This window comes from Clostridium sp. CAG:221 (assembly GCA_000435835.1).
Lineage (GTDB): Bacteria > Bacillota > Clostridia > Clostridiales > Clostridiaceae > Clostridium.
The window spans coordinates 1-24,074 of sequence record FR883400.1 but is presented as its reverse complement, the minus strand read 5'-3'; the positions used below and the strand labels follow the sequence as shown (position 1 = coordinate 24,074).

The 24,074-nt window shown below is 27.0% G+C and carries 41 protein-coding genes; 4 read left to right on the top strand and 37 right to left on the bottom strand.

All coding sequences use genetic code 11. The features are described from left to right. Positions 1-6: 6 nt before the first annotated feature. The 30 genes from Q5O44_RS07020 to Q5O44_RS06875 form a co-directional block, all read right to left on the bottom strand. Positions 7-651: a hypothetical protein gene (locus Q5O44_RS07020; RefSeq protein WP_022167694.1), complete on the bottom strand. Its 645-nt coding sequence runs from the start codon at positions 649-651 to the stop codon at positions 7-9. A gap of 15 nt (positions 652-666) precedes the next feature. Continuing rightward, positions 667-1,245, bottom strand: a complete 579-nt coding sequence (locus Q5O44_RS07015; protein ID WP_022167693.1) for a hypothetical protein — start codon at positions 1,243-1,245, stop codon at positions 667-669. Positions 1,246-1,255: 10 nt separating this feature from the next. Next, the gene (locus Q5O44_RS07010; RefSeq protein ID WP_022167692.1) at positions 1,256-1,615 is read right to left on the bottom strand and encodes a hypothetical protein; all 360 of its coding nucleotides are present in this window, start codon (positions 1,613-1,615) and stop codon (positions 1,256-1,258) included. Then, entirely contained in the window at positions 1,612-1,959 is a 348-nt protein-coding gene (locus Q5O44_RS07005) for an HK97 gp10 family phage protein (protein WP_022167691.1), read from the bottom strand. The genes Q5O44_RS07010 and Q5O44_RS07005 overlap by 4 nt, the downstream gene beginning before the upstream one ends. Then, positions 1,960-2,286 (bottom strand): phage head closure protein, encoded by a 327-nt coding sequence (locus Q5O44_RS07000; RefSeq protein WP_022167690.1) that lies wholly within the window; start codon positions 2,284-2,286, stop codon positions 1,960-1,962. Between the two features lie 15 nt (positions 2,287-2,301). Further along, the gene (locus Q5O44_RS06995; protein WP_022167689.1) at positions 2,302-2,574 is read right to left on the bottom strand and encodes a head-tail connector protein; all 273 of its coding nucleotides are present in this window, start codon (positions 2,572-2,574) and stop codon (positions 2,302-2,304) included. A gap of 170 nt (positions 2,575-2,744) precedes the next feature. Next, positions 2,745-3,905: a phage major capsid protein gene (locus Q5O44_RS06990; protein ID WP_022167688.1), complete on the bottom strand. Its 1,161-nt coding sequence runs from the start codon at positions 3,903-3,905 to the stop codon at positions 2,745-2,747. A gap of 16 nt (positions 3,906-3,921) precedes the next feature. Further along, positions 3,922-4,746, bottom strand: coding sequence for a head maturation protease, ClpP-related (locus Q5O44_RS06985; protein ID WP_022167687.1), 825 nt, complete (start codon positions 4,744-4,746; stop codon positions 3,922-3,924). A gap of 14 nt (positions 4,747-4,760) precedes the next feature. After that, positions 4,761-6,017 carry a phage portal protein gene (locus Q5O44_RS06980; RefSeq protein WP_022167686.1) on the bottom strand — a complete coding sequence of 419 codons (1,257 nt, stop codon included), beginning with the start codon at positions 6,015-6,017 and terminating at the stop codon, positions 4,761-4,763. Further along, positions 6,014-7,750, bottom strand: a complete 1,737-nt coding sequence (locus tag Q5O44_RS06975) for a terminase large subunit (RefSeq protein WP_022167685.1) — start codon at positions 7,748-7,750, stop codon at positions 6,014-6,016. Before Q5O44_RS06975 ends, Q5O44_RS06980 begins: the two co-directional genes overlap by 4 nt. A gap of 6 nt (positions 7,751-7,756) precedes the next feature. Then, positions 7,757-8,275: a phage terminase small subunit P27 family gene (locus tag Q5O44_RS06970; RefSeq protein WP_022167684.1), complete on the bottom strand. Its 519-nt coding sequence runs from the start codon at positions 8,273-8,275 to the stop codon at positions 7,757-7,759. Positions 8,276-8,351: 76 nt separating this feature from the next. Next, on the bottom strand, positions 8,352-8,750 hold the full coding sequence (locus Q5O44_RS06965) for an HNH endonuclease signature motif containing protein (RefSeq protein WP_022167683.1): 399 nt from the start codon (positions 8,748-8,750) through the stop codon (positions 8,352-8,354). Between the two features lie 170 nt (positions 8,751-8,920). Then, positions 8,921-9,418 carry a hypothetical protein gene (locus tag Q5O44_RS06960; RefSeq protein WP_022167682.1) on the bottom strand — a complete coding sequence of 166 codons (498 nt, stop codon included), beginning with the start codon at positions 9,416-9,418 and terminating at the stop codon, positions 8,921-8,923. A 58-nt stretch (positions 9,419-9,476) separates the two neighbouring features. Next, positions 9,477-9,770 carry a hypothetical protein gene (locus Q5O44_RS06955; RefSeq protein WP_022167681.1) on the bottom strand — a complete coding sequence of 98 codons (294 nt, stop codon included), beginning with the start codon at positions 9,768-9,770 and terminating at the stop codon, positions 9,477-9,479. 148 nt (positions 9,771-9,918) lie between these two features. Beyond that, complete coding sequence (locus Q5O44_RS06950) at positions 9,919-10,491, bottom strand: 3'-5' exonuclease (RefSeq protein ID WP_022167680.1); 573 nt, start codon at positions 10,489-10,491, stop codon at positions 9,919-9,921. A 5-nt stretch (positions 10,492-10,496) separates the two neighbouring features. Continuing rightward, entirely contained in the window at positions 10,497-10,697 is a 201-nt protein-coding gene (locus tag Q5O44_RS06945) for a BC1881 family protein (RefSeq protein WP_022167679.1), read from the bottom strand. After that, positions 10,694-10,933: a hypothetical protein gene (locus tag Q5O44_RS06940; protein WP_022167678.1), complete on the bottom strand. Its 240-nt coding sequence runs from the start codon at positions 10,931-10,933 to the stop codon at positions 10,694-10,696. Before Q5O44_RS06940 ends, Q5O44_RS06945 begins: the two co-directional genes overlap by 4 nt. Before the next feature lie 8 nt (positions 10,934-10,941). Further along, positions 10,942-12,105 (bottom strand): ParB/RepB/Spo0J family partition protein, encoded by a 1,164-nt coding sequence (locus Q5O44_RS06935; RefSeq protein WP_022167677.1) that lies wholly within the window; start codon positions 12,103-12,105, stop codon positions 10,942-10,944. A gap of 63 nt (positions 12,106-12,168) precedes the next feature. Continuing rightward, positions 12,169-12,444, bottom strand: a complete 276-nt coding sequence (locus Q5O44_RS06930; RefSeq protein ID WP_022167676.1) for a hypothetical protein — start codon at positions 12,442-12,444, stop codon at positions 12,169-12,171. Between the two features lie 46 nt (positions 12,445-12,490). Further along, positions 12,491-12,733, bottom strand: coding sequence for a hypothetical protein (locus tag Q5O44_RS06925; protein WP_022167675.1), 243 nt, complete (start codon positions 12,731-12,733; stop codon positions 12,491-12,493). Between the two features lie 64 nt (positions 12,734-12,797). Further along, on the bottom strand, positions 12,798-12,974 hold the full coding sequence (locus Q5O44_RS06920) for a hypothetical protein (RefSeq protein ID WP_022167674.1): 177 nt from the start codon (positions 12,972-12,974) through the stop codon (positions 12,798-12,800). Next, entirely contained in the window at positions 12,943-13,224 is a 282-nt protein-coding gene (locus Q5O44_RS06915; protein WP_302637558.1) for a hypothetical protein, read from the bottom strand. Before Q5O44_RS06915 ends, Q5O44_RS06920 begins: the two co-directional genes overlap by 32 nt. Positions 13,225-13,256: 32 nt before the next feature. Further along, a complete protein-coding gene (locus Q5O44_RS06910; protein WP_022167672.1) occupies positions 13,257-13,463 on the bottom strand; it encodes a hypothetical protein in 207 nt (68 codons plus the stop codon). After that, entirely contained in the window at positions 13,453-13,743 is a 291-nt protein-coding gene (locus Q5O44_RS06905) for a hypothetical protein (RefSeq protein ID WP_022167671.1), read from the bottom strand. Before Q5O44_RS06905 ends, Q5O44_RS06910 begins: the two co-directional genes overlap by 11 nt. Positions 13,744-13,758: 15 nt before the next feature. Further along, the gene (locus Q5O44_RS06900; protein WP_022167670.1) at positions 13,759-14,532 is read right to left on the bottom strand and encodes a ParA family protein; all 774 of its coding nucleotides are present in this window, start codon (positions 14,530-14,532) and stop codon (positions 13,759-13,761) included. Between the two features lie 12 nt (positions 14,533-14,544). Further along, positions 14,545-14,691 carry a hypothetical protein gene (locus Q5O44_RS06895; RefSeq protein ID WP_022167669.1) on the bottom strand — a complete coding sequence of 49 codons (147 nt, stop codon included), beginning with the start codon at positions 14,689-14,691 and terminating at the stop codon, positions 14,545-14,547. After that, entirely contained in the window at positions 14,666-15,121 is a 456-nt protein-coding gene (locus Q5O44_RS06890) for a VRR-NUC domain-containing protein (RefSeq protein ID WP_022167668.1), read from the bottom strand. The genes Q5O44_RS06895 and Q5O44_RS06890 overlap by 26 nt, the downstream gene beginning before the upstream one ends. Then, a complete protein-coding gene (locus Q5O44_RS06885; RefSeq protein WP_022167667.1) occupies positions 15,118-15,981 on the bottom strand; it encodes a hypothetical protein in 864 nt (287 codons plus the stop codon). The genes Q5O44_RS06890 and Q5O44_RS06885 overlap by 4 nt, the downstream gene beginning before the upstream one ends. Before the next feature lie 254 nt (positions 15,982-16,235). Further along, positions 16,236-16,379: a hypothetical protein gene (locus Q5O44_RS06880; protein WP_022167666.1), complete on the bottom strand. Its 144-nt coding sequence runs from the start codon at positions 16,377-16,379 to the stop codon at positions 16,236-16,238. A gap of 50 nt (positions 16,380-16,429) precedes the next feature. Next, the gene (locus Q5O44_RS06875; protein ID WP_022167665.1) at positions 16,430-16,633 is read right to left on the bottom strand and encodes a helix-turn-helix transcriptional regulator; all 204 of its coding nucleotides are present in this window, start codon (positions 16,631-16,633) and stop codon (positions 16,430-16,432) included. Between the two features lie 110 nt (positions 16,634-16,743). On the opposite strand from Q5O44_RS06875, the gene Q5O44_RS06870 reads away from it, so the two are divergent. Then, positions 16,744-17,193, top strand: coding sequence for a hypothetical protein (locus tag Q5O44_RS06870; protein WP_022167664.1), 450 nt, complete (start codon positions 16,744-16,746; stop codon positions 17,191-17,193). A gap of 69 nt (positions 17,194-17,262) precedes the next feature. Here the strand turns inward: Q5O44_RS06870 and Q5O44_RS06865 are convergent, their stop codons facing one another. The 4 genes from Q5O44_RS06865 to Q5O44_RS06850 form a co-directional block, all read right to left on the bottom strand. Then, on the bottom strand, positions 17,263-17,538 hold the full coding sequence (locus Q5O44_RS06865; protein ID WP_022167663.1) for a hypothetical protein: 276 nt from the start codon (positions 17,536-17,538) through the stop codon (positions 17,263-17,265). Continuing rightward, positions 17,531-17,671: an aspartyl-phosphate phosphatase Spo0E family protein gene (locus Q5O44_RS06860; RefSeq protein ID WP_022167662.1), complete on the bottom strand. Its 141-nt coding sequence runs from the start codon at positions 17,669-17,671 to the stop codon at positions 17,531-17,533. The genes Q5O44_RS06865 and Q5O44_RS06860 overlap by 8 nt, the downstream gene beginning before the upstream one ends. A gap of 90 nt (positions 17,672-17,761) precedes the next feature. After that, positions 17,762-17,905, bottom strand: coding sequence for a hypothetical protein (locus Q5O44_RS06855; protein WP_022167661.1), 144 nt, complete (start codon positions 17,903-17,905; stop codon positions 17,762-17,764). A gap of 45 nt (positions 17,906-17,950) precedes the next feature. Further along, positions 17,951-18,112, bottom strand: coding sequence for a hypothetical protein (locus Q5O44_RS06850; protein ID WP_022167660.1), 162 nt, complete (start codon positions 18,110-18,112; stop codon positions 17,951-17,953). A 150-nt stretch (positions 18,113-18,262) separates the two neighbouring features. On the opposite strand from Q5O44_RS06850, the gene Q5O44_RS06845 reads away from it, so the two are divergent. The 3 genes from Q5O44_RS06845 (at position 18,263) to Q5O44_RS06835 (ending at position 20,665) form a co-directional block, all read left to right on the top strand. Beyond that, entirely contained in the window at positions 18,263-18,652 is a 390-nt protein-coding gene (locus Q5O44_RS06845; RefSeq protein ID WP_022167659.1) for a helix-turn-helix domain-containing protein, read from the top strand. A 59-nt stretch (positions 18,653-18,711) separates the two neighbouring features. After that, entirely contained in the window at positions 18,712-19,083 is a 372-nt protein-coding gene (locus Q5O44_RS06840; RefSeq protein ID WP_022167658.1) for a helix-turn-helix domain-containing protein, read from the top strand. 67 nt (positions 19,084-19,150) lie between these two features. Continuing rightward, on the top strand, positions 19,151-20,665 hold the full coding sequence (locus tag Q5O44_RS06835; RefSeq protein WP_022167657.1) for a recombinase family protein: 1,515 nt from the start codon (positions 19,151-19,153) through the stop codon (positions 20,663-20,665). A gap of 87 nt (positions 20,666-20,752) precedes the next feature. Here Q5O44_RS06835 and Q5O44_RS06830 read toward each other — a convergent pair whose 3' ends face one another. The 3 genes from Q5O44_RS06830 to Q5O44_RS06820 form a co-directional block, all read right to left on the bottom strand. Continuing rightward, the gene (locus tag Q5O44_RS06830) at positions 20,753-21,745 is read right to left on the bottom strand and encodes a sulfide/dihydroorotate dehydrogenase-like FAD/NAD-binding protein (protein WP_022167655.1); all 993 of its coding nucleotides are present in this window, start codon (positions 21,743-21,745) and stop codon (positions 20,753-20,755) included. A gap of 132 nt (positions 21,746-21,877) precedes the next feature. Next, a complete protein-coding gene (locus tag Q5O44_RS06825) occupies positions 21,878-23,233 on the bottom strand; it encodes an APC family permease (protein WP_022167654.1) in 1,356 nt (451 codons plus the stop codon). A 104-nt stretch (positions 23,234-23,337) separates the two neighbouring features. Next, positions 23,338-23,940, bottom strand: a complete 603-nt coding sequence (locus tag Q5O44_RS06820) for an NUDIX hydrolase (protein WP_022167653.1) — start codon at positions 23,938-23,940, stop codon at positions 23,338-23,340. Positions 23,941-24,074: the final 134 nt, after the last annotated feature.

The following is a 24,074-nucleotide window of genomic DNA, read 5'->3' as shown; positions in this document are numbered from 1 at the left end:
CACTCCCTATATCGCATCAAAAAAAGCATTAGCATCTTTTACTATAATAACTTCATCTTTCTTTGTATTTTTACTATCTTTAAATATTGCAGATACTATATCAGCTGCAACACTAAGTAATAAATTCTTTTTATTATCATTATTTATATTTATTATTTGTTTTAACTTAGCTGGAGTTAAATTATAAAATTCTTCTAAGCTATAATTTAATGTTCTTGTGGCTGTTATATAGAAATAATTAAAATAATCTTCAAAGCTATATTCACTATCTTTTATTTCTGATTTTTTATTTACTTTTTCTGATTTTTCTATAAATAATAATTGATTTATTATTGTTATTTTTAAAATCTTAACTAATTCATTAAACTCATTTTCTTCAAATTTTAAAAGACCCTCTGCAATATCAGAAAGTTGTATTTTCCCATCAGCCATACAAAATATTAGCACACTAACATAATTTAATATGTTATTTTCACTATCTATCTTTTCTATAAATTTAAAAGGATCATTGCAATCTATTGCAATAACCCCTCTTAAATAATCATCTTTCAAAAAATGATATAAATTTTCTAAAGTTTTAAAATTTATAATAACATTAACATCAATATTATTTATTTTTAATATAATTGAATTTATATCTGTTAAAAGCATTTTACTATTTTAAATTTATCCTCCTGGATTAGATTTAGGATCAAACATAGCCTTTGTTATTTGTGACGGAGTTGTACCAAATCCCTTTAACTTATATGTTTTATTAGTATTGTCTAATGCCATTGCAGAAAATGATAAAGACTTGGCATTTATTACTTCATTTCCATCAGCATCTTTTGTTGCATAATCATCTGATAATTCACCTAGTGATACTTTAGGGAAAATAATAAATCCATCTTCTTCAACATTTGTTGCTGGGTTAACTGCTGTAACTTCAATTATTAATGCAACTAATTTCTTTTCATCTTTCATTCCATATAATAAATTTCCTGAAGTATTTTCTTTAGCTCCAAATAATGTTTTTTCTGCATCTCCCTCTAAAGCATAAAGCCCTAAACTTCCAGTGGTTAATCCTTTATTTTTCTTACTATATATAACATAATTTCCTGCTGCTAATTTAGTTTCACCTTCTGCCGTTTCAGCTGTTATTTGTGTTAAATCAGCAACAGTTATTATAGCTTCATAACTTCCATCTGATTTTATTTGAGCAGCTTTTAATTTTCTTAATCCATTTGTTAATTTAATTGTTGTCATGCTTTCCTCCTTATTCATATGTATATTTTGTATATTTAAACCTAAACACTTTATGATAAAGCAATGAGCCATCACCTAACTCTTCTACTAAATCTTTTTGTTCATAAATTAAGTATCTTTTCTCTTTCAAGGTATTTTTTATAACTTTAGCTAAATTTTCATAATTTCCAGTACTGAATATATCTATTTGTATAAAGTATATTTCTGCAAAATTTTTATTACCTGCACATAAAGCTTGTCTTTGATCTATAAAAATCCATCTTATATAAGTATCAGTACTTATATTTTCGGGCTTTCTATAATAAAAAATTTTATTGCAAATATCAGCAATCCTTTTATCATTCAAATCACTTATTACTTTACTTCTCATTTTTTAACCAATCTTTCTAAAGCTTTTATTACTTCAGCATCTTTTCCCCTTAAAGCTTTTGAAAGTTTTCCTATATTGCTTGGATCTGCTGTACTACTTCCATACTCTTGATTTATATAGTACCGTTTCCCAACTCTAACGGTTAATTTGATGCCCTCAGCAGTTTTTCTAACTCTTTTTTTTATACTTTTTTGTGCTGCAGATGTATCTATAGCAATATTATTTTTCATAATATTTTCTATATCAGCACCAGCTTCATTTAAAACTTTTCTTACATCTGAATCACTAATTTCTTCAAATAATTTTATTACATTTTCAAATCCTGTTACTGTACTTGTAGCCATTTACTTAACCATCACACATCTTATATCAATCCACTCATGTTCATTGTTAAAGTCACTTATATCTACTATGTTGTATACATTTCCTCTATTTTTAATTTTAAATTTATTAGGAACCAAAGATCTTGTAAATTTACAACCTCTTACTGTAAATGTAATTATCTTTTCATAATTAGTTTGATAATTAGATGTAAATTCCTTTCCACTTATATCTTTTCTTGCTGCCCAAAAGGTAGCAACATCATTAATAGTTTTATTCTCAAAGCCTTCATTTTGAGTAACAACCTCTTCTATAAATGTAATTCTCTCTGTTAGTCTACATTTTGCCATTCTATCCACCTCTATTTAAGTATATTTCAGTTGTAATGCAATACTTTGTAAAGTGTATTTGGTTTTATCAGAAACAGTTTTATCACCCATAACCCCTTTATATCTAAACCATTCATAAACTAGACATTTACAATAAAGTTTTGCTAAAGGATTGGTGGAGTCAAATTCTTTTCCAGTTGCTTGTTTTAAATATATTTCTGCTGCTTGTATTAAATCTTTGATTTCTTCATCTTCATCATCATAATCTACTTTTAAATATTTTTTAGTTTCTTCAAGTGTTAATATCATTTTGCACCTACTGAAAAAATGTGCCCAACTTGGACACATTTTAATTATTTGAATTTATAAGCTCTATTATTTCAGCCTTTTTTATATTTCTTTTAAATTCAAGCCCCTTACTTTCTGCTATTTCTTTTAACTCTTGCAATGTTTTAACTTCTAAACTAATTGGGGCTTCACTAGGGTAATGTTATTTGCCCTTTAATAATTGCTTCAGAATCAACTGCTTGTATATCAAGTCTTTCCCTTACTTTTATTCCTGTCTGGTCTTTATTCCATAAATCACCTGCTTCAGTTGAAATTTCAATAGTCATATTCTCTCTATCAAATAAAGTTATTGCTTCCTTTAAGTCTCCACAAATAAAAGGTGCCTTTTTAGCTGTAGTTTTTAAAGTTTTATTTGACATCTTTACTATAGGATATTTTCCAAATAATAATTCTTTAGTTCTTTGAGTTGGGTCTGATTGAAGGATATAATTTCCTGTTGCATCTTTTTGAGTATCTAACCAATTAAATCCATCTTGATTTGTTATAATTATTGAACCAGATGCTATATCTGGATCTAAATTCACATTGAATATTTTTTTAATATCATCTACCCCTGTTATTGCAACTTCTTTTCCATTTGTCATTTCATTTATTTTATTTATTATTAATGCATTTCTCGTTGCCTTACTCTTTTTAGCTATCCATCTTCTTAAATAACTTAATATATTTTCAGCAGTATCTTGTAATAATTCTCTTGTTACTTTTAAAATTCCACCTTTCTTTTTAATTTTATATGGAATATTTTCAAATTGAGGTGTAGATACATCTGGAAATTCTGATTCTTCTTCAACATTATCAAATGGTGTATGTTCTGCATATTTTTCTATAACTCTTGAGCCACTAAGAGTTGATACTTTTTCTACATTTACGTAATTTTCTAATGCATCTTGGCCCCTTCTTAATTCTTTTATAGATGTTTGTATATCCTTAGGTACTGTTAAACCTCCATCTGCATCTGTTCCTTCTTTCATAGAATTACTTAATATTCTCATATCTTTCTCTGAAACTTGTTGTTTTAATAAACCAGCTTTTATAGCATTTATAAATGAATTTTCTACTTCTTTTGAATCTTCTTTTCCATTTAATATTTTACCTTTATTTAAAGCATTATTTCTTTCAGCTTCGCTATAGTCATCATCTAAATCAAATAAGACTTCAAACTTTGCTTGCATTTTTATTAACTCTTCCTTAGCTAATTTAGACTCTTCTATATTTCCTTCTGATGCTAATTGTTTAATTTCTTCTTGTTTGTTTTTTATCTCTCTAGCCAACTTTTTAATCTCTTTGTTCATTACAAATTCCTCCACTTTACATAAATGATATTAATGATATATCATTTAAAATTTTTATTTTTTCTTCATCTTTCTTTTTATTATCAATACATTTGAGTACTTTATCAGTTATTTGTTCTATATGATCATCACTTAAAAATTTTTCATTATTTTTCTTTTGATTCATTATAGTAGATGGAGTATTATTATATTTTTCAAAATAATCACTTTCACAAGCAAATATTTCTTTATCATCATTTACTTTTATATTAAAATACTTAGATGCTTCTTCTCCTGTCATCCAAGTTTCTTTATTAATTAATTGGGTTATCGTTTCTTCACTAATACCTTCTAGTACATTTTCCATATATATAGCTGTTATAGATTTTTGACATTTATCTAATACATCTGCCGACGCTCTAAGTTCTGAAGCATTTCCTGAGCACTGTATCCATGGTTTATGTATCATGAATTGTGCACTTTTAGATATTATAATTTCATCACCAGCTAAAGCTATAATAGAAGCAATACTAGCTGCAATGCCATCTACAGTAACTATTTTCTTTCCTTTATGCCTTTTCAAGATATTGTATATAGCTAAACCACCATATACTGATCCCCCACCAGAATTTATATAAATATTAAGTTCTTTTGTATCTTCAATTTGATTTAAAAAATCTACTATATCTTGTGGTGCTTTATCTTCTTCATACCAATAAGATTGCCAACTATTTGACACTATATCTCCATAGAAATATAACTCTGCTCTATCTTCAGTTGCATTTTTAATTTCCAAAGCACCTTTATTTTCTAATTTTTTAGTTTTAGAATTCTTAATATTAAAATTAAAAATCGAATTCATTATAACCTCCTAATTTATGTGTATTGATCCCCAACTCTAGTTAACGGAATATAGTTTCCATTAACAATACTTTTATCTCCACCTTCTTGCTTAGGTAAGTCTAATATACTTCTAGCTTCATTGGTAGCATAAATACCATTATTAACATATGAACATAATATTTCTTGTTGGGTTTTTGCATCAGTTCTAAGAATGGCATTTTCATTAAATTTAAAATATCTTCCAGCCTCTTTATCCTCTTCACTTAATAGATAATAATTTATTATTTCTTCATATTGCTTAATAATAAAAAGAGCTGTATCAACATAAAACGAAAGCTGTTGCATTTCGCTATTTGAATACGAACTCTTATCAAAATCATTTATTTGATTTGGCTTTACTCCAAATGCAGATGCAATTTGTAAAGCTGTATGTTTTTTTAACTCAAAAAATTGACTTTCTGTTAATTTTAAATTTACTGGTGACAACTGCATCCCTATAGGAACTGGTATAATATTTATAGCTTTATTAGCTCTTTCTACATAATACTCATATGTTTCTAATAATTTACTTTCATTTTCTTTATTTAAATCACCTGTATATTGTAAAGAAAGTTTTGGTGATAAACCTTTTTTATATAAATTATTTATAAAGTTTTGACTTTCCAATCCACCTTGAATAACACTATTAAGTATATCACTAACTGGGATTCCCAAAATCCCATTAAAAGTCATACTTGTTTTAAAATGCATTACCTCTGAATCAGGAAATATATATTGAGAACCTGTTAATTTATCAGAATATTTGTAAAATATTTTTCCACTTCCTCCAAATATACCTTTATCATCAACTATTACGCTAACATCATCTGAAGGCATTATCCATAAATCCTGTACCTCATATTCCATGCCAAATTTTTTTCTTTTAAAATTACTCCTTATCCACACATAAGCATTTCCGTAATGATTTCTATTATTTTCTACAGTAGCCCAAAATATAGTTGGAGTCATTATTCTATTAGGTCTATATTTCAATAACTTATATACATTGTTAGACTCAGCTTCTTTTATTCCATCCTCTGTTTTTTCATAAAACTTTATAGGCATTTTAGCTATAGTTTCAGATAACATTTTTAAACAAGTAAAATACGTAATTTCACTTGTTATTTTTTTATTTTCATTTCTTAATCCTAACCATTCTATAAGTTCTGTTTCCGAACTACTTATCGGTTTCATATTAACTACTGAAAAAACTTTGTTTAATTTAATTTTAATATTATCTAACCAACTCACCCTATAATCCTTTCCTTGCCAAATAATTCTAAAAACTTTTCAGCAGATTTATTTATATCGGTTCTTCTGATTTCTACTTTAAACATTAATTTGTATCCATTTATTACAGCATCAACTGGATCTATTCTTTTATTTCTTCTATCTTTATCAATTTTAATTTCTCCATATGAATTAGAAACTGTTTTAGCATTTGTAATTGACCATGCAAGTAATTCATTCTTTTCATCATATTCAACATTTCCTGCTTCAACTTCTAACCTAAAATCATCAGTAGCATCATTTAAATATTTATGACTTTGATAAATCTCTACACATTCAGGACAAATATTTTCTAAATCACTTAAAAAAGCATCTGCATTATGTGGATCATAACCTATTTTCTCATATGTAATATTATATTTTTCTCTTAAATCTTCTAAAAATTTTATAATATACTTATAATCTGTTTTTACTCCACCTAATGTTTCTGTTGTTGTTAATAACCCATTTTTAATCCATATATCATAAGGCACATCATCAGTTTTTATATGTTCTGCAACTCTTTTAGCTGGTATAAAACTATGTGAATATACATAATATTTCTTTTTATTTTCATCATTTACTGAAGCAAATATTAATGCAATTGATGTTAAATCTCCTCCACTTGATAAATCTATTCCAACTACACAGTTCTTTCCTCTAAAATCTTCTAATGTTAATTTACTTTTACATTTTTTCCATTGTTCTTGAGTTATGTACTGATTATCAGTAAACTGCATCCATATATTAAGCTGCTTAGTTATAAAATCTCTTAAATCTTCTCCACCAACTGCTTTTACTTGCTCTGCAATTGGTATTAAATTCTCAAGTGCTTCAGGATCATATTCAAGCGTTGGATTAGCCTTTATCCAATTTTCAGGCAACCATATATCATCATCTTCATCTAATTGTGCTATAAATATAAATTGAGAATCATTAGTGAAGACTCCTTCTAGCACGCCTTTGCAGTATTCATATTGTTTATAACATGGATAACTTAAATCAAAACCAGCAGTAGTTATTATGCTTATTAGGGCTTGTTTCATTTTTTTAATTCCACCCTCTAATAACTTATACATTTGGTTAGTTCTATGACCATGATATTCATCTACTATTCCAACTAAAGGTCTAAATCCATCAATACGCTTTACATCACTGCTTAAAGCTTTTATTTTAGAATTTGTAAGTAAGCACTCAATAACACTTTCATAATCTTTTATCTTAAATAACTCACCAAGTTCTTCATCTGCATTAATAAATTTCACCATTTCATCAAATACAATTCTAGCTTGGTCCTTCTTTGTAGCAGTGCAATATATTTGTCCATATTTATATGAATCAAAATTGCCATAATATGTTCCTATTATTCCATTTAAAAATGATTTACCATTTTGTCTTGCTAACTGTATATATGATGTTCTAAATCTCCTATATCCAGTTCCTTTTGTTACCCAACCATTTAAACTTCCTAATATAAATGCTTGAAACGGATATAAGGAAACTTGTATAGGATCTTCACCTTCTGCAATTACTAATGTTTCTGCATAATCAATAATATCTAAGGATTTTTCTACATCAAATTCATATTTAAACGGTGCTAATTTACTCTTTTCTAAATCATCTAAGTGCCTTTTAGCAGCTAACTTTACAAGCTTTCCTGCAACAATTTTTCCATTTAACACATCTTTGCAATATTCAGTTACTCTATCTACCATAACTTATCACTTAGCAAATTTATTAAATTTATTTTTAGGTTTCTCTTCAGCTTTAGGAATAACTAATTTACATCTACTAGTTATTGTTAAACCAAAATCACTTGCACCTAATCTACATAAAGCAAATTGTTTTTCCTGTTTTCTCATAAGTTTATCATGCTCTGGATTTACAACTTCAAATTCTTTAAATATTATTTCCCCTTCCAAATTTAAAACTTCCCTAACTTCTTTAATCATCATTGGAGTTTTTCTTAATTGTTCAGTTATTTCTATCCATTGACTTTGATGTTGTAAAAATCTAGCTAGTGAATCACAATCTAAATTTGATAAAATACCGAGTTTTTTTAGCTCATTTGATATGTTTTTGAACTCTTTTTTTTGCTCTTTTGTTAGGTAGGAAGGTGCTCTAATTTTATCAAAATTAGCTTTTATTTGACCAGCCTCACGCTCTGCAATCTCTGATTTTGTCAAGTGTTTGCGTCCTCTTGCTTTTATTACTTCAATGGGTAATTTTTGCTTAGCCATACCATTCTCCTTTCAAAAAATTTCATTGGGGAGTTTTTTCTGCGAAAAAGTGAAGCAACGCTACGCAATCTTTTCCCTAAAACTTTCCAACTCCCCCCTCCCCCTTGCAATTTAGTGCCTTATGTGCTTTTATATGACAAGTTCTGCACAAACAAATTAAATTATTTAAATCATAAGCTTTGCTAATATCAACCTTAATAGGTATCTTATGATGTACATCATCATAATAACTTATCTTACCTTTCTTAATACATTCTTCGCATAAACCATTAGATTTAGATATAGCTTGAGCTCTTATCCTCTTCCACATAGCACTCTTATATACTTTCTGTTCCTTTGAATCACGTCTACTTTGTCTGTATATTTTATCGCTAATGCTCCTGTAACTACCAATCTTATCAGCACACTTATCACATAACTTATTTCCATAAGGAATTATACACTGGCATCTTGAACATAATTTATTTAAAGCCATATCTTATCCTCCTAAAATTAACTGTATAAAAAAAGAAGCTAGATATAAAATTACACCTAACTTCTCCTAAACATGAGGTAAAAATTCACCAAATACATATAAATATTATTTTAGACAATATCATTATAACACGTTTAATTTATCATTAAAATATCAACTTTTTATCATCTTTATATCATTTCAAATTTATTTGAATCAATTCCAAACAACAAAACACTTAATTCATCAATCATTTCATTAATCCATCTTCTCGGAGTTATAACACTACATTTAAGTTCTTCTGATATTTCCTCATAGTTTTTTTCATCTATATAATGTTTTGTCAGTGCATTATATTTATCTACTGTACCTTTTTTTATCTGCTTACGTTTCAATTGCTCTAAAGCCATATCTATATGAGCAATCATTATGAGTGTTTTGCTTTTACTTCTTTTTATACTTGCAATATATAATTCATCACTACATATATCATCTATCTCAGAATCAACATGTATTTTCTTAACATCATCTATAGCCTCCTCTACATGAGTTTTTAAACTATTATAATGCTTTAATAATAATTTAGTATTATGAAATACTTTCTTTTTTTTCTTTTCTTTTTGCTCTTTATCAAATTCTTTTATAGCTTCCTTAGCTACTAATCTAATAATCTCATCTGTATTTTCCATATTGTTCATCCTTTCACTTTAATTTATTTTTATTACCTCTTCTAATACTTCTTTAATATCACACATGCCTTATATCTTCTTTTGCTTTTAACCATACTGATTTACTAGATGTATATATGTATTTAAGATATGAGCATATATCTTCTAACCTTTCTTTTATTGCTGTTGCTTGTCCTCTCTTTAAATCTTTCTTTATATCATACTTAATACTAGACCATCTAAAGTAAGCTTGTATTGCATCCTTTTGTAATTGGAAAGCTCCTGCTATATCCTCTTCACTTAAATTATCATATCTTTTATATATATCATTTAATATCTTTACCTCTTCTTGATATTCTTTTTCATAATTCATATTTAATTATTTCTCCTATTATTTATAAAAAGAGGAGTTTCCTCCTCTACCACCTTAACTTTAGCATTTTGTAATCCCTGCTTCAGTAAATGTATTTATTTATATTAAATGCTTATAGCATATTAATAACTTTTTATCTTTTTATTCATTACATTTTAAGCAATTTACACATAGCTTTAAATTCTAAATAACAATCTATCAATGCTCTATGACGCTTTTTAGGTACTTCTATATTTAATTCTTTTAAAATACTGTCTAAGTCCTGTTTTTCTAAACTTATCTTGCCTTCAATATTCTTTATCATAGCTAATTGCATTATATCTAAATTTCTATAACTAATAACTTGTCTATATTCTTTTATTTTATATGCTCTTAAAAACATTTCTTCTAAAAATTTAATATCAAATTGTACATTTTGGCCAATAACAATATATCCTTCATCATCTTCACTTTTATGTTTATTTAAAAACTCTAATATTTTTTCCGCAGCTTCTTTCTCAAATAATGCTTCTTTCTCATGTTCAACTATATTTATTTTATTAGCTTCAATAGCTTTAGCTGTTATAGTATACTCTCTATGCTTTATTTTTACTTCAAAGTGAGCTATAAGTTTTAAATCTTTAATAACTAAAATTCCAACTTCTAAAATCTGATGTTTCTTTTCATCAAATCCTGTTGTTTCTATATCAATTAATATAAAATTTCTATCTCTTAATTCCATTTTTATTACCTCACTTCTATTTCTAATATAAGACTTGGGCCATATCCTCTTAGGTATCTTGTCCCATCTTCATCATTTTGCTTTTCAGTTAAAAATACTACTGATTTAACTGTTTCACCTTTTTCTATATTCATAGATCTTACACCTTCTCTTATAAGAAGTTCATTAATTAAATCTTTAGTTTTAATATTCCTTAAATTAATCATATTCCAAACAACCTACCAATATCCTCATTTACAGCTTGCATTATTATACTTGCTTCTAAAAATGTCACTTGATCACCTTCTAATATTTCTTCTAATCTTTTAAGGTCTATATTACATACGTTTCTTAATACTGGTGTTGAATTTTCTCTTATTCTTCTTACTATTTCAACATTACTAAATTCACTTTTATCTAAAATTACTCTTACTTTTATACTTGCTAAACTTTTGTATCTCATATATGCTCCTAATAAATCTTTCTGCCACACTCTGGACAATACTTAAACTTTATAAAGTTTATTTCTCCAGTATCTTTATTGGTTATTCCTATTTCCCTTGTAGACGAATCGAAATACAATAATATTTTGTTATCCTTATCTTCTAAAATTGAATTTGTATTTTCTCTACAGAATGTACATATATCATTTTGTTCATTTTTTAATTGTTGAATATCATTTACATTTTTATGTATTTCACTTTGAATTTCTCCTTTTTCTTCTTCCTCTTCTGTATCTCTTGAAATTTCTTCAGTAATTTCTTCTTCAGTTCTTTTATCCTCTTCAACATATTCAGCATACTCCTCTTTATTTTCTTCTATCTCTTCACTATCTTCTATGGCTATAGTTACTTCTTCATCATGTAAGTTATCATCTATTGCAATTTGTCCTTCCAATGGCCTTATATATTCTTCTTTAGCTTTTAATACATCTATATCATTTGCTATAAGACTTCCCTCTTCTTGTAACTTTATAAATGCCTTTAACTGATACTCTTTAGTTAACTGTGATGCTTTATAAGCTACAGAGTAATTTATATTATTATTTTTAAATTCTTCTTTTAATTCTTCTATAAGATTATTATTTATAGCTTTATATCTTCCAAGTTGGCTTGATGATATATTTAATATTTCTGATAATAAATCTCTTGTTCTTCCCTTTATGTTATTTTCTTTTTTAAGCTGATTTATTATCTCTTCTACTTCTATAGATTGCTGCATCTTCTCCCAATCAGTAAGCTCTCTTGTAGTTGAATTTGTCATTATCATAGTTAACTTATTTAAAAGAGTATTATCTTCACTTTTTGACTTAATCTTACAAGGTAATATTCTAAATTCTTCTTTACCTTCTTCCACTAATGCTTTAGATGCAAAATATCTTCTATGTCCTGCTACAAGCTTATAATTATCTCTATCTATTCTTTCTACTATAAGATTTTGCTCTATTCCTAACAGCTCTATTGATTGCTTTATATTCTCTATATCATCTACACTATAAAAGTTTTCTTTAGCTGGTACTATATGATCTATATCTATATTCTTTATATTAAAATTCAAAGTTTTCATTTCCTCTTCTTCACTTTTATTTACTTCTCTTGAATTGCTATTTAATAATTGCGTTAAATTAAATGCCACTTTCCTCTTCACCCCTTTTTCTAAAATGTGCCCAACTTGGACACATTTTATTTGAATTGCGAATTAATATGCTCTCATTAATTTATAATCATCTGCATATTTCCATTTTTTAAACCATTTCGGAGCCAACTCATTAAAAACCTCATTCCATTCATCAACAGTATTACAAACCCAACAAACCTTTTGTAGTTTATAATCCTTTAACCTTTCTACCTTCCAAATACCAGTAAAATCATAAACACTATTTCTATTTACACTTGTAACTTTCCAATTTTCAATTTTATTATCTAGTAATATTGCATATGCATATACAACTTGTGGTTTATTTATATCTCTCATAATATATCCCTTCCTTCGCAATATTTTCATAACGTGCATAATTTACTTAAAAGCCAAAAAACATGTCTAACGTTTCTTCTTCAACGTATTTATCAATATTTTTAAACTTATATCTTTTACAATCTATACATCTAATTATTTCTTCTATTTCATACTTCTTACACACTTCAAATTCAGATAACCCTCTTCTAAAGCATGTTAGTTTATCTCCTATCTTATATTTGCAAAAATGTCCTTTGTTAAAGTCATAATGCTCTTTGCAGTATGGACATGTATGCCATAAACTCATTTCATATCTCCTTCGCAATATATTCAAATTATTCATTATTTGTTAAAATACTTGTTTTAATTTATTACTTATTGCTACTTTCCATTTCATTCATCTTTGTTATCAATTTATCTAATGTCATGTCTATTATCTTGTACGGATCAGCAAATTTAGTTGGCTTCTTACAGATTGATTCTTTATTAATATCTTTTGTTTTCATTAAACAGTTTTTAAACTCTTTCCAATTGCTCTCGTAATTCATAATTAACTTCTTCTCCCCCCTGCTTATTCATTAACTTATAATCGCAAGGTAAAGGCTTTAATAATATACAATGTTCTTTATCAACCCAACCATACATATGCCCATTCATTAACCATATTAGGTGCTTTGGTATTCTTACTACATATTTACCTCTACCACCTTTTTTACTTTCAGAATGGATAGTAAATCTTTCTCCTATACACTTGCTATACCATTCATTACCTGTAGATTTCATTATTTTTAAATCCAAGCTTATCACTCCATTAATTCGTAATAATTTCATTAAATATCAGTTTCAATACACCAGCTCTTTTGGACTGGATAAAGTTCATGCTCTACGCCATACCAATCGATTTTTATTGTTCCGTTATTGTTTTCATCAAACTCAACTTCTTTATTTTCTATTTCATCAAGTATATGTTTAATTTTCTCTTTAACATTTTTTGATGCATTTTTATTAAAATTTTCTTTATTAAATCTATAAACCATTTCTGCTCCACATCTTTTTTAATGTTTTTTGATTTTCTCTATATGCCCATTGTGGACTATTATCTTCATCATAAAATCTTTTTCCATCAAATAATATTATCTCATTAAATGGCATACTTGAATTACCTATGTATACTGTATCTATTTCATTAATTGGAGCAACACCTTTAACCATATGATTTTTCCATATTTTCATAAGTGCCTTCTCCCAGTATTCTTCTTTTCCTTCTTTATATTTTCTAGGATATTCTTTCCCAGTATCTCTAATTATTATCTTCATACTTTCCCTCTATATTTAATTACTAAACAAATATTCACTCAAGTATTCTTCTACTAATCTTTTATAGTCCACTGCTGCTCCACATCTTTTTGAATAAAGATTTATTGGCATTTTAGCAAATGTACTTTCATCTATCTTTTCAGTTCTTCTTATATGGCTATCAAATACTTTATAATTACTTTCTTTAAGCCACTCTTTACCTTGCCTATTAACTTCATTGTTTACATATGAGGTGACAAAACACCCTCTAAATACTAAATTTTCATTTAAATCAACTTTAGTATTATTTATTTGTTCTACAAGTTCTTTAAGTCCATCAAAAGCAAATTCATCTATCTTAATAGGTATCATTACTTCATTTGAAGCTACCAAAGCATTTATTGTCGATATATTTATGTCTGGAGCATTATCTATTATGCAGTAATCATAATACTCCTCTACTTGTTTTATAGCTTGTTTTATTCTTATTTGCTGTGGTCTTACTTGATCTAACATTACTTCTAAATTTGCAGCAAGCAACTTCATATTAGCTGATATAATATCTAAATTTTTATATTCTGTATTTTGAATTAAATCAAATACATCAACATTTCTATTTGTCATTATTTCTTCCACTCCAGGAAGTTCATAATTATGTCTATTAAATATTTTGCTTAAATTTCCTTGCTTATCATTATCTATTAATAAAACTTTATAATTATGTAATTCAGCCAGTATATAACCTATATTAGCTGATGATATAGTTTTTCCTACTCCACCTTTAAGATTTATTATTGATAATACCTTCATGCTCTCCACTCCTTATTCCTCTTCTTCAATAACATCTAATATTGCTATTTCTGTAGCATTATCTGCTACCCACTTACCAAACACTCCAAAACTATCAAATCTCTTCTCATGAGTACTCCCATTCCATAGTTCTTTATATATACAAGTTATTTCTAACATTTTTTTCTTCCCTCTTAGCTTTATCCACTCCTAAAAACATAAAGTTTCTAGGCTCTGATAAATATTTTTCTATAACTTCTCTTGCTTCTAACCAGCCATAGCATACACAAGCTGCATACCCCTCTTCTTGAAGTGAATTAATCCATTCTTTTTGTTCCTTGCTTGGCTTATTTTTTCCCGCTTTCATTTCTATGTATAGTCCATGATATTTACCTCTTGATACTGGTAAACATATATCTGGAACACCTCTTTTTACACCTTCTTTTTTTAAGTTAGCAGCAGTTCTAATATCCCTTATCCCCCCATTGGGTATATGGTGTAATAATTTAAGTTCTTGGTATTTTTGCTGTGCTAAACCAGCCCATTGAAATAATGCTTTCTGTTCTTGGCTTTCACTTGGTGCTGTTCTTTTTATTCTTGTTACCGTCATTCCCTTCCATTCTCCTTCCTTGACATTTTTGCATATATATAAACTCCTCCAAAATCATCAGAGATATATGTATCACTTTTTAAAAATTTATAATTCTTATTTTTCTTTTCAAAGAATTCTTTATGTGAATACTCCTCAATTGCAAGTCTTTCAACTTTTCTTCTTGTAAGGCTTGTACTATCTATAGTTATAGTAGGTTTCTTTAAATTTTTCGAATGACCAATTCTTCTTTTTGCTTGAGCTGCCATATATGTAGCTACCTCTTCAAATTGAAATTCATTAGGCTGTAATCTCTTAGCATTAACAACTCCCAAATCCCATTTTTCTTCTGCTACATCTCTATCCATTTCACTCACTATCAAATGATGATGTATTCTAGTTCTTTTACTTTTCTTTGGATCATCTACAAAGTCTATAACATGAATATATTTAAATTCTTCGTTAGGTCTATTTTTCTTAAACCATCTTTTAAGCTTTTTTATATAGTTATCTATATCCTTCTTTGCTCTATCTTCATTAACTAAAGTTGCTTTCTTATATGTAAGAGTTATATATAAATCACCTTGTTTAAAATTAGCATTAACTAATCTTATTGTATTTTTTATTTTATTCTTCTTATTTAATTTCTCTTGAGCTTTTGAAGATTTTCTTTTCTTCATAGATCTTTTATAATCTCTTCCCTTTGGTATACAATATAATTCTTTCTCAACCATACTTCCCGCTTTTATGGTTTTAATTACATATACATACTCACTATTTAATCTTAAATTTTCATACTCTTCTAAACTCTTAATCTGCTTATCATAAATTGATTCATAATCATACTCTTCATACAACTTCTTTAGTTTCTTTCTATTCATGTCTAAACCTCATATTTTCTTTATTTAAATATATAGATGTCTGATTTATTAATACCTAATACAAGCCCTCCAAAAGCTCTAAAAAAGCTTTAAAAAAATAAGTCTAATTTGACTTTTTATGATTATTTATTTATAATTTTCTTGTATTAAAAAAAGTAATTTAAAAAACTTTTTAATTTAATTATCAGGCTTTACACATTACTAATCTCCCGCCAAGTTGCTTAGTAATGTGTTTTTCTTTTTGTTATTATTTTTCATAATTCTATGATGCTCTCACCAGTTTCTATATCATATACAATTCCATTATCTATATCTGTTTTTACTTCCTTATCTTTAAATAAAATTTTCTTTGCTTCTTCTATAGCTACAAGCCAACCAATATTTTTATCTTTTTTCATTATCTCTTTAGCTATGTCAACTACATCATTTAATTCTTTTAGCTTTCCTACTACAACACCCCCAAATCTCTACATATATCATCTACTGTACATTTATATAATTTACTAAGTTTAGCTGCATACTCTAATCTTAAATTGTCATGACCTCTTTCTATCATTGATAATGATCCTTTTGTAATTCCTAAATAATCAGCTACTACATCTTCAGACATTCCTGCTTTAACTCTTCTTTTTCTTAATGGTGTTAACTTCATATTTAAAACCTCATTTCTAATTTTGTAATATTTTGTAGACTTTTGTAATAAATTTATGGTAAAATATTCTTGGTTATACTAATTAAAAAAATAGAAAGGAGGTATTATTCATGAAATTATCATTAAAACACATTCAAAAATTAGAAATACTACTTAAAAGATTATTATCTGTTAATGCTTTAGATATACAATTAAGTCTTGTTGTTAAAATAGATGGCTCTTTATATTCAGGTGATTTTACTAAAATTAATTCTTCCTTTGTATTATCTGATTATTTAAATTTTGATGGATATGTTGACTCAAACAGCTGTCCTTTTACTGATTTAATAAAAGTTCCTAGTGAATTTTATTATAAAAAATATTATAATATTCTTAATTGTAATGATCCTCTTTTATTAAAAACGTTATTAGATATTTTAGATTCGTGCAGACTAAAAGATGATTTTGAATTACCCTCTATAATTACTAACGTTAAAAAACTAGATTCAGACTTATCATTACCTTATTTATATTTAGATGATTCTATAGAGTATGATATTGTTTCAATCATAAAATTATAAAAAATATTAATTATTTATATACCCATAGTTATTTATTCTTTGGGTATATTTTATTTAGTATTTATAAAGCTAAAATAAATTATCATTTACCAAAGATTCAATTTCTCCCTTAAAAAACAATAATTTTTGTAATTTACGGGTTATTTCTTTAAGTTCATTATCTTCTTTTACTGTTCTTATTTCATAACCCTTTTGCTTAATTTCATCTTTTCTAATTTTTAAATCTTCCATATACCTATCTAATAAAGATGATATTTTTTTGACATAACACTTTTCATTAGCTTCAATCATCACTTCTCTTAACTCTGTATTATTTTTTTCTAAATTACTATTATCTTTATTCATATTTTTTCATTCTCACCTTCTGCTCTTTAACTATTTCTATATCAAGCCTTTGGCTTATCTCTATAGTTTTTTCATGAGCAATACCATATACCTGTATTGATCTATGTAATTCTTCTTTTAATTGCTTTATCATTTTTCTATCCTTTTCTACAGCATTTTTCGACATTTAAGGTTTTTAAAAAAGGCTCTTTAGCCTGTCCATCTTTTGAATAAATATTTATATTTATTTCTTTTCTTCTTTCTTTTTCATATCATCAAAAAAATCTGTATCTTTGTATTTATCATAAATTTCTAACATAACTTCTGTAAAATTTTTAGATGTATTTGGCGTCATATGCACTACAACCTTTTTTATTTGTCCCGCCAACTCTTCTCCCCCTCTTCTATTAATGTTATATACTATGCAATTCTTTTAATTTTTGTTACTACATTCTAGGTTTTCTCTTATATTTAGTCCTATAATTATTCCTTCAACTTTCTCTTTACTTCCTTTGGGTAAAATTCCAGTAATGTCAAAAATTTTGAATATCATCTTCTGTTTTTCTTCAATAGTCAAATTTTTAATTTTATCCATATACCTTTCCTCCTCTCATTTCTCGCTAACTTGTAATCATATTTTATACATTTTTATATAACTTGTCAACATAATAATTAGTATTTATTTCTTTTTTTGTTGACTTGTTATCAAAAAAACATTACTATATCTTTAAAGGAGGTTATAGTATTGATTAATGATAATATTAGAGAACTAAGAGAAAATATACTTAATTTAAGTCAAGAGAGCTTTGCGAAAAAAATAGGTTTACAAAGAAACACTATATCTCTAATCGAAAACGGAAAAAGAAATCCATCAGATAGAACTATAAAAGATATTTGCAAAACTTTTAACGTTAATGAAAATTGGTTATTAACAGGAAAAGGGCTTCCTGTATTAGAACTAAATAATGATGAAGAATTTCTTTATCTCGTTGGAAAATTCAGTGCAGAAAATGATGAATTTAAAAAAAGAATAATAAAAGGTATGTTACAACTAAAAGATAGAGAAAGCTGGGAGTTAGCTGTTAAAATGATTGAAAAATTAGCCCAAGCCGAAGAAAATAGCACTGAAGAATAATGTCTAATATAAAAAGTTATGTTATAAGCATAACTTTTTATGCTATATGGAGGTAATATATGAAAAACAGAATAAAACTATTAAGAAAAGATTTAAAATTAACACAAAAAGAATTTGGCGATGCTATAAAAGTAAGCAACTCTAATATAAGTAATATTGAAAACGGAAGTGTAAATCTAACTGATAGAAATATCTATGAAATTTGCTCTAAATTCAATGTTAATAAAGATTGGTTGAAGCATGGCATTGGAGATGTGTATATCGATTTAAACAAAGAAGATGAAATAAAAAATATAATAAATGAATTTATCGATGACAATAATGCTGTAAAAAAAGATATTCTTAACTCTCTATTAAAAGTACATGATGAAAATACATTAAAATTAATTTCTGATATGATACATAAATTTGCTGAATGCGAAAACTTATAAAAATAAATTTAATTAGATGTATCCATTAATATATTTAGGAGCATAAGATTAAATAAAGGAGAATGGTATGAAAAGAATTGCAATCTATTCAAGAAAATCTAAAGAAACTGATACAGGTGAATCAATTAAAAATCAAATTAATATTTGTAAAGAGTACTTTTTAAGGCAATATGATCAATGTACTTTTGAAATTTTTGAGGATGAAGGATTTAGTGGTGGTAATACTAATAGACCTGCTTTTAAAAGAATGATGCAGTTAGCAGATTACAAACAATTTGATATTATTGCTGCTTACAAAGTTGATAGAATAAGTAGAAATACATTAGATTTTTTGACTATGTTTGAAAAATTAAAATTAAATGATATTGAATTAGTATCTGTAACAGAAGGATTTGATGCTAATACTCCAGCAGGGCGTATGATGATGTCTATGATTTCTTCTATTGCTGAAATGGAAAGAGCTAATATTGCTCAAAGAGTTAAAGACAATATGTTTGAGTTAGCAAAATTAGGTCGTTGGAGTGGTGGTACTCCACCTACTGGTTATAAAAGTGTAAAAATAACTGACAATGGTAAATCTATAGTTTATTTAGAAATTATAAAAGAATATATACCAATTATAAAAAATATTTTTCATATGGCTGGTAAAGGATATACAAGCTATCAAATTGCTAATGAAATGAATATGAGTTCTAAAACAATAAATAATATATTAAAAAATCCAACTTATATGATAAGTGATGAAAAAGGTTCTCTTTTTCTTAAATCTATTGGATATAATATTTTTGGTATTGAAAATGGTAATGGATATTTAGCTTATAACAGAAGACCTAGAAAAAACGGCAAAAAACTTACTAAATCTTCTAATATGATTGCTAGCGTTTCTCTTCATAAAGGAATTGTTACTTCTAATGAATGGATTGAGGCATATATTAAAGTTAACTCAAGATTTACAGAAGCTAAACCACGTGTTAGCCAATTAACTTTTTTAAGTCATTTAGTTAAATGTAAATGTGGTAGTGGCATGTTTGTTTCTCCAGGTCGTAGAAGAAAAGATGGTACACGAACTTTATATTTTAGGTGCTCTAATAAAAAAAATGGTGGTAATTGTAATAGTGGTTTTTTAAAGATATTAGATGTTGAAGAATCTTTACTAAATACTTTTTATGATATTTCTTTAGATAAATCTTTAATAAATAATTATATAAAAGTGAATGATCAGTTTAAATATGATACTGAAATAAATATATTAAAAAAAACTATAGAAAATAATACTAAATCAATTAACTCTCTTACAGAAAAACTAATTCTTATAGAAGGTGCTGCTATAAATATTATAAGTGAGAAAATTAATTTATTACATTTTGAAAATGAAGATTTAAACAAACAATTATTTGATTTAGAAAGAAAAAAATTACTTTCACTTAACACTTCTAATATTGATGCAATTTATGATAGTATAATTTTTATATTATCCAAATGGGATAAGTTAAATATAACAGATAAACAGATATATATGCAAAAAATTATAGATTGTATAGTTTGGGATGGAGCTGATGGGTTAAATATAAATTTAAAATAAAAAAAACACGCTTTTTTGCGTGTTTTTTTTGATGTCTTTTTAAATGTACTGCACAACCAGACCATCCACCTCCAATAACAACAATTTTCATATAAATCTCCTCCCCTCAAAAATGTCTCTTGGATTTGCTTGTACCTTACAGAATCTCTTTACTCTATGGCCTGAAAATCTTGTAGTACAGCTACCACACACACCTTCTCCACAACACATTTTAAAATTATTACAGCATGATAAGTCTATATCTTTTCTTTCTAATTCGTCTAAATAATCTATTACCTTAAAAGTTAAGATATCTGCACCAGCAATATGAATTAAATTTATACTGTTATACTTAATTAGTGACTTAATTGAAACTTTGGCTTCTGCAGATAACTCCCCTTTATCAATTAAATTCATTTCTTGAGGAACTATCTCTAATGCTTCAAGGTAGTCAGTAACATAAATATCCTTGAATGGAGCTTTATCTAAAATTACAGTCACTTGATTATTATTTTCTTTAAGTTTTTTAATAACAGGTAGCATTGGTGCCATTCCAATTCCCCGTGCTAACACAATAGCGTTGCTATCTTTTTGTTTTTTAATATTTTTAACACCAAAAACACCATTCCAATAAGGACCTCTTATGGTGATATTTCCACCCTCCTTAATTTCTAGAAGTTTCTTTGTTTTAACTCCCCTAATCTCAATCATGATAGATATAATATTGGTGTCAATATTAGCGTCTAATATTGAAATAGGAACATCAAAGTAAATATTTTCTTCTGTTCGTATAAAAATAAAGCTTCCTGGCTTAGATAAATCTATTACTAATTTATGGGGAGCTTTAAATTTAATCAATAATACTTCATTGTCATATAAAGTTCTATCTTCAACAACGCAATTATATGTTTTTCGTCCTTCTTTTGCTTTATTTCCGTTATAATAAAACTCCTGATAGATACAAATACCTTTCCAATTTAAACAATCACAAAATGTACTACCGTGAAGTTGTGAGCAAAGAAGACATTCTCCAGACTCTGCTAGTTTACAAGGGCAATACTCTGTACCAGCATCTATACAATCAATGTTTTCTTTAAACATTCTAACTCCTAAAAAAATTAATACCCTCTATATAAGTTATTAAATTTATTACTTTTTGTGTATTATTTATTATTATTTTCCATAATTTTATACTTCCTAAGCGTTAAAAAAAGACTGCCATATGGCAGTCTCCTATACATTTTCACTAAGATTATTACTTAATTCATTTTTACTTACATTTTTCCAGAATACAACAGCACTTAATAATATTCCTAAGCATATTACTGCATATATCCAGAATAAACTATTGCCTATACTTCCCAATAATATTATTGCTGATCCGCATAAAGCAAGAATTGGATTTATAATACCTCTAATTACACTTTTAATTTCTTTTTTAATACCAAGCTGTAATACCTTAACATATAGTAAAGCATATAATACATAGCTCATGGTAATTGAAATTTCTGATATATCAGAATTAGGAAGTAATCCTGTTTTTGTAGTAAAATAATGTACTGCAAGCCAACTTACACTTATTATAAAACTTACTACTGTAGAATTAATTGGCATTTTAGTCTTTTCATCAACATTAGCAATCACTTCTGATTTTGGGAACATACCTCTTATGGCCAATGAATATGGTAATCTTATTATTCCCATTATTAATCCATTAACTGTTCCTATTATAGATATTATTACAAATACTAAAACAATTTTTGAACCCCACATACCAAATAAATTATTAGCTGCTAAATCAACATGTGCATCGCCAATACTCATTATTGTTTCAGGTCCTACGTAAATACTTATACCTACAAAATATAATAAATAAACAATAAGTATAGAAATTGGTGCAATAATTAAAGCTTTTGGTAAATTCCTTTTAGAATCTCTTACTTCATGTCCAATTGAAGTAGAAACAATCCACCCATCAAATGAAAAAGCTATTGGTGCAATAGCTGCAATCCAACCAGTAGATTTTACTGCACTACTTAATTCAACTGATGTTATTGATGATGGCTCACCAAAAATAATACCTGCAATTGCAATTAAAATTAAAGGTATTAATTTTATTATTGTAGATGCAGTTTGGAAAATCCCACCTAACTTTGATGAAAGTCCATTTAATATATAAATCATTACTATTACTATTAACCCAATTAGTATCTGAAGTTCTAATGAACCATTAATTCCAAATAATAAACATATGTAAATCCCAGCAACATAAGCTACTACAGCTATTAATGTTGGAAAATATAAAAATGTTTGGAACCATCCAAAAGCACAAGCAATTGATTTATTATATGATTGCTCTGCATATGCTATTAATCCTCCTGCTTCTGAGTTTCTTGCTGCTAATTCTGAAATAGTTAAACTTCCAAATATTATTGCTATTGCTGCTATACAAAAAACTAATACCCCTAATGCTATACTTCCATTGGTAGCTACAAGGATATTATCACTTTTAAAGAATATTCCTGAGCCTATTACAACCCCAATAATCATAGCAATGGTGGTAAATAAGCCGTAACCTTTTTCTTTCATGTTTTTCCCCCTTAAATTTTCATTTGTTAATAGTTTAGAATAATTTTTTTTATAATATAACATATTTATACTTACTTAGTAAATATCAATTATAAAAAATTATTCTACTGAAACATTTTCTTTCCCAATATTGCAAATTGTTGTAAATATATATAGCACTTTATATCAAACTTTACATCTTTTGTTAAAAGTTCTTGTACTTCTTTTTGTGATAATAAAATTGGTTCAATATCTTCATCTTCTTCCATATATCCTTTGCTTATGGTACCTCCACAAGTACAAAATGCTGAAGTAACAGATTCGTCAGTCATACCTGGTGATAAAAATAATTGTCCTTTAACTGTATTTTCTAAGATTTCTATAACATCTAGCCCTGTTTCTTCTTTTAATTCCCTTGTTAATGATGTTAAAGGATTTTCCCCTTTATCTATAAGTCCTGCTGGCATTTCATATATGTAAGAGTTTATTGGAACTCTAAATTGTCTAATAACTACTATTTTTTCTTCTTCCTTATGGAAAGGTACTATTAAAACAGCATCATCTTGTAATTCTTTATTATTTAAATAAACCTCTTCTAAGTTTTTCTTTTCTTTTCTTGATGCTATTATCCAGTTCTTTGTATTACCACCTTTGTTGCTATATTCAGCATTATATAGACTTAAAAATTTAGTTTCTGCTAATGTATTAAGTTTATTAATTTTACTCATTTCTCTCTCTCCTTTACATGTCTTACTAAGATATTTTACCTTATTATACCTAAATAAATCTATACATAAAGAAAAAAATATAGTATAAATACTATATTTTTCAGACTGTTGACAAAGTGTCAACAGTCTTTAAT

What these genes read in the sequence shown, in the direction of transcription:
- Q5O44_RS06960 (WP_022167682.1), bottom strand. Translation starts at nt 9,418, where the DNA reads ATGGAAAATACAGATGAGATTATTAGATTAGTAGCTAAGGAAGCTATA.
- Q5O44_RS06910 (WP_022167672.1), bottom strand. Translation starts at nt 13,463, where the DNA reads ATGGTTTATAGATTTAATAAAGAAAATTTTAATAAAAATGCATCAAAA.
- Q5O44_RS06865 (WP_022167663.1), bottom strand. Translation starts at nt 17,538, where the DNA reads ATGAATAAAGATAATAGTAATTTAGAAAAAAATAATACAGAGTTAAGA.
- Q5O44_RS06975 (WP_022167685.1), bottom strand. Translation starts at nt 7,750, where the DNA reads ATGGTAGATAGAGTAACTGAATATTGCAAAGATGTGTTAAATGGAAAA.
- Q5O44_RS07000 (WP_022167690.1), bottom strand. Translation starts at nt 2,286, where the DNA reads ATGGCAAAATGTAGACTAACAGAGAGAATTACATTTATAGAAGAGGTT.
- Q5O44_RS06930 (WP_022167676.1), bottom strand. Translation starts at nt 12,444, where the DNA reads ATGAGAGATATAAATAAACCACAAGTTGTATATGCATATGCAATATTA.
- Q5O44_RS06870 (WP_022167664.1), top strand. Translation starts at nt 16,744, where the DNA reads ATGAAATTATCATTAAAACACATTCAAAAATTAGAAATACTACTTAAA.
- Q5O44_RS06820 (WP_022167653.1), bottom strand. Translation starts at nt 23,940, where the DNA reads ATGAGTAAAATTAATAAACTTAATACATTAGCAGAAACTAAATTTTTA.
- Q5O44_RS06955 (WP_022167681.1), bottom strand. Translation starts at nt 9,770, where the DNA reads ATGAATTATGAAAAAGAATATCAAGAAGAGGTAAAGATATTAAATGAT.
- Q5O44_RS06900 (WP_022167670.1), bottom strand. Translation starts at nt 14,532, where the DNA reads ATGAAGGTATTATCAATAATAAATCTTAAAGGTGGAGTAGGAAAAACT.
- Q5O44_RS06905 (WP_022167671.1), bottom strand. Translation starts at nt 13,743, where the DNA reads ATGAAGATAATAATTAGAGATACTGGGAAAGAATATCCTAGAAAATAT.
- Q5O44_RS06965 (WP_022167683.1), bottom strand. Translation starts at nt 8,750, where the DNA reads ATGGCTTTAAATAAATTATGTTCAAGATGCCAGTGTATAATTCCTTAT.
- Q5O44_RS06885 (WP_022167667.1), bottom strand. Translation starts at nt 15,981, where the DNA reads ATGAATAGAAAGAAACTAAAGAAGTTGTATGAAGAGTATGATTATGAA.
- Q5O44_RS06920 (WP_022167674.1), bottom strand. Translation starts at nt 12,974, where the DNA reads ATGAATTACGAGAGCAATTGGAAAGAGTTTAAAAACTGTTTAATGAAA.
- Q5O44_RS07020 (WP_022167694.1), bottom strand. Translation starts at nt 651, where the DNA reads ATGCTTTTAACAGATATAAATTCAATTATATTAAAAATAAATAATATT.
- Q5O44_RS06875 (WP_022167665.1), bottom strand. Translation starts at nt 16,633, where the DNA reads ATGAAGTTAACACCATTAAGAAAAAGAAGAGTTAAAGCAGGAATGTCT.
- Q5O44_RS06950 (WP_022167680.1), bottom strand. Translation starts at nt 10,491, where the DNA reads ATGGAATTAAGAGATAGAAATTTTATATTAATTGATATAGAAACAACA.
- Q5O44_RS07015 (WP_022167693.1), bottom strand. Translation starts at nt 1,245, where the DNA reads ATGACAACAATTAAATTAACAAATGGATTAAGAAAATTAAAAGCTGCT.
- Q5O44_RS06985 (WP_022167687.1), bottom strand. Translation starts at nt 4,746, where the DNA reads ATGAATTCGATTTTTAATTTTAATATTAAGAATTCTAAAACTAAAAAA.
- Q5O44_RS06890 (WP_022167668.1), bottom strand. Translation starts at nt 15,121, where the DNA reads ATGACGGTAACAAGAATAAAAAGAACAGCACCAAGTGAAAGCCAAGAA.
- Q5O44_RS06825 (WP_022167654.1), bottom strand. Translation starts at nt 23,233, where the DNA reads ATGAAAGAAAAAGGTTACGGCTTATTTACCACCATTGCTATGATTATT.
- Q5O44_RS06925 (WP_022167675.1), bottom strand. Translation starts at nt 12,733, where the DNA reads ATGAGTTTATGGCATACATGTCCATACTGCAAAGAGCATTATGACTTT.
- Q5O44_RS06990 (WP_022167688.1), bottom strand. Translation starts at nt 3,905, where the DNA reads ATGAACAAAGAGATTAAAAAGTTGGCTAGAGAGATAAAAAACAAACAA.
- Q5O44_RS06835 (WP_022167657.1), top strand. Translation starts at nt 19,151, where the DNA reads ATGAAAAGAATTGCAATCTATTCAAGAAAATCTAAAGAAACTGATACA.
- Q5O44_RS06880 (WP_022167666.1), bottom strand. Translation starts at nt 16,379, where the DNA reads ATGAAAAAAGATAAAAATATTGGTTGGCTTGTAGCTATAGAAGAAGCA.
- Q5O44_RS06840 (WP_022167658.1), top strand. Translation starts at nt 18,712, where the DNA reads ATGAAAAACAGAATAAAACTATTAAGAAAAGATTTAAAATTAACACAA.
- Q5O44_RS06860 (WP_022167662.1), bottom strand. Translation starts at nt 17,671, where the DNA reads ATGATAAAGCAATTAAAAGAAGAATTACATAGATCAATACAGGTATAT.
- Q5O44_RS06945 (WP_022167679.1), bottom strand. Translation starts at nt 10,697, where the DNA reads ATGATTAATTTAAGGAATATTAAAACTAAAGATTTAATTAATGAACTT.
- Q5O44_RS06970 (WP_022167684.1), bottom strand. Translation starts at nt 8,275, where the DNA reads ATGGCTAAGCAAAAATTACCCATTGAAGTAATAAAAGCAAGAGGACGC.
- Q5O44_RS06850 (WP_022167660.1), bottom strand. Translation starts at nt 18,112, where the DNA reads ATGGATAAAATTAAAAATTTGACTATTGAAGAAAAACAGAAGATGATA.
- Q5O44_RS06895 (WP_022167669.1), bottom strand. Translation starts at nt 14,691, where the DNA reads ATGTTAGAAATAACTTGTATATATAAAGAACTATGGAATGGGAGTACT.
- Q5O44_RS07005 (WP_022167691.1), bottom strand. Translation starts at nt 1,959, where the DNA reads ATGGCTACAAGTACAGTAACAGGATTTGAAAATGTAATAAAATTATTT.
- Q5O44_RS06995 (WP_022167689.1), bottom strand. Translation starts at nt 2,574, where the DNA reads ATGATATTAACACTTGAAGAAACTAAAAAATATTTAAAAGTAGATTAT.
- Q5O44_RS07010 (WP_022167692.1), bottom strand. Translation starts at nt 1,615, where the DNA reads ATGAGAAGTAAAGTAATAAGTGATTTGAATGATAAAAGGATTGCTGAT.
- Q5O44_RS06940 (WP_022167678.1), bottom strand. Translation starts at nt 10,933, where the DNA reads ATGAGATACAAAAGTTTAGCAAGTATAAAAGTAAGAGTAATTTTAGAT.
- Q5O44_RS06830 (WP_022167655.1), bottom strand. Translation starts at nt 21,745, where the DNA reads ATGTTTAAAGAAAACATTGATTGTATAGATGCTGGTACAGAGTATTGC.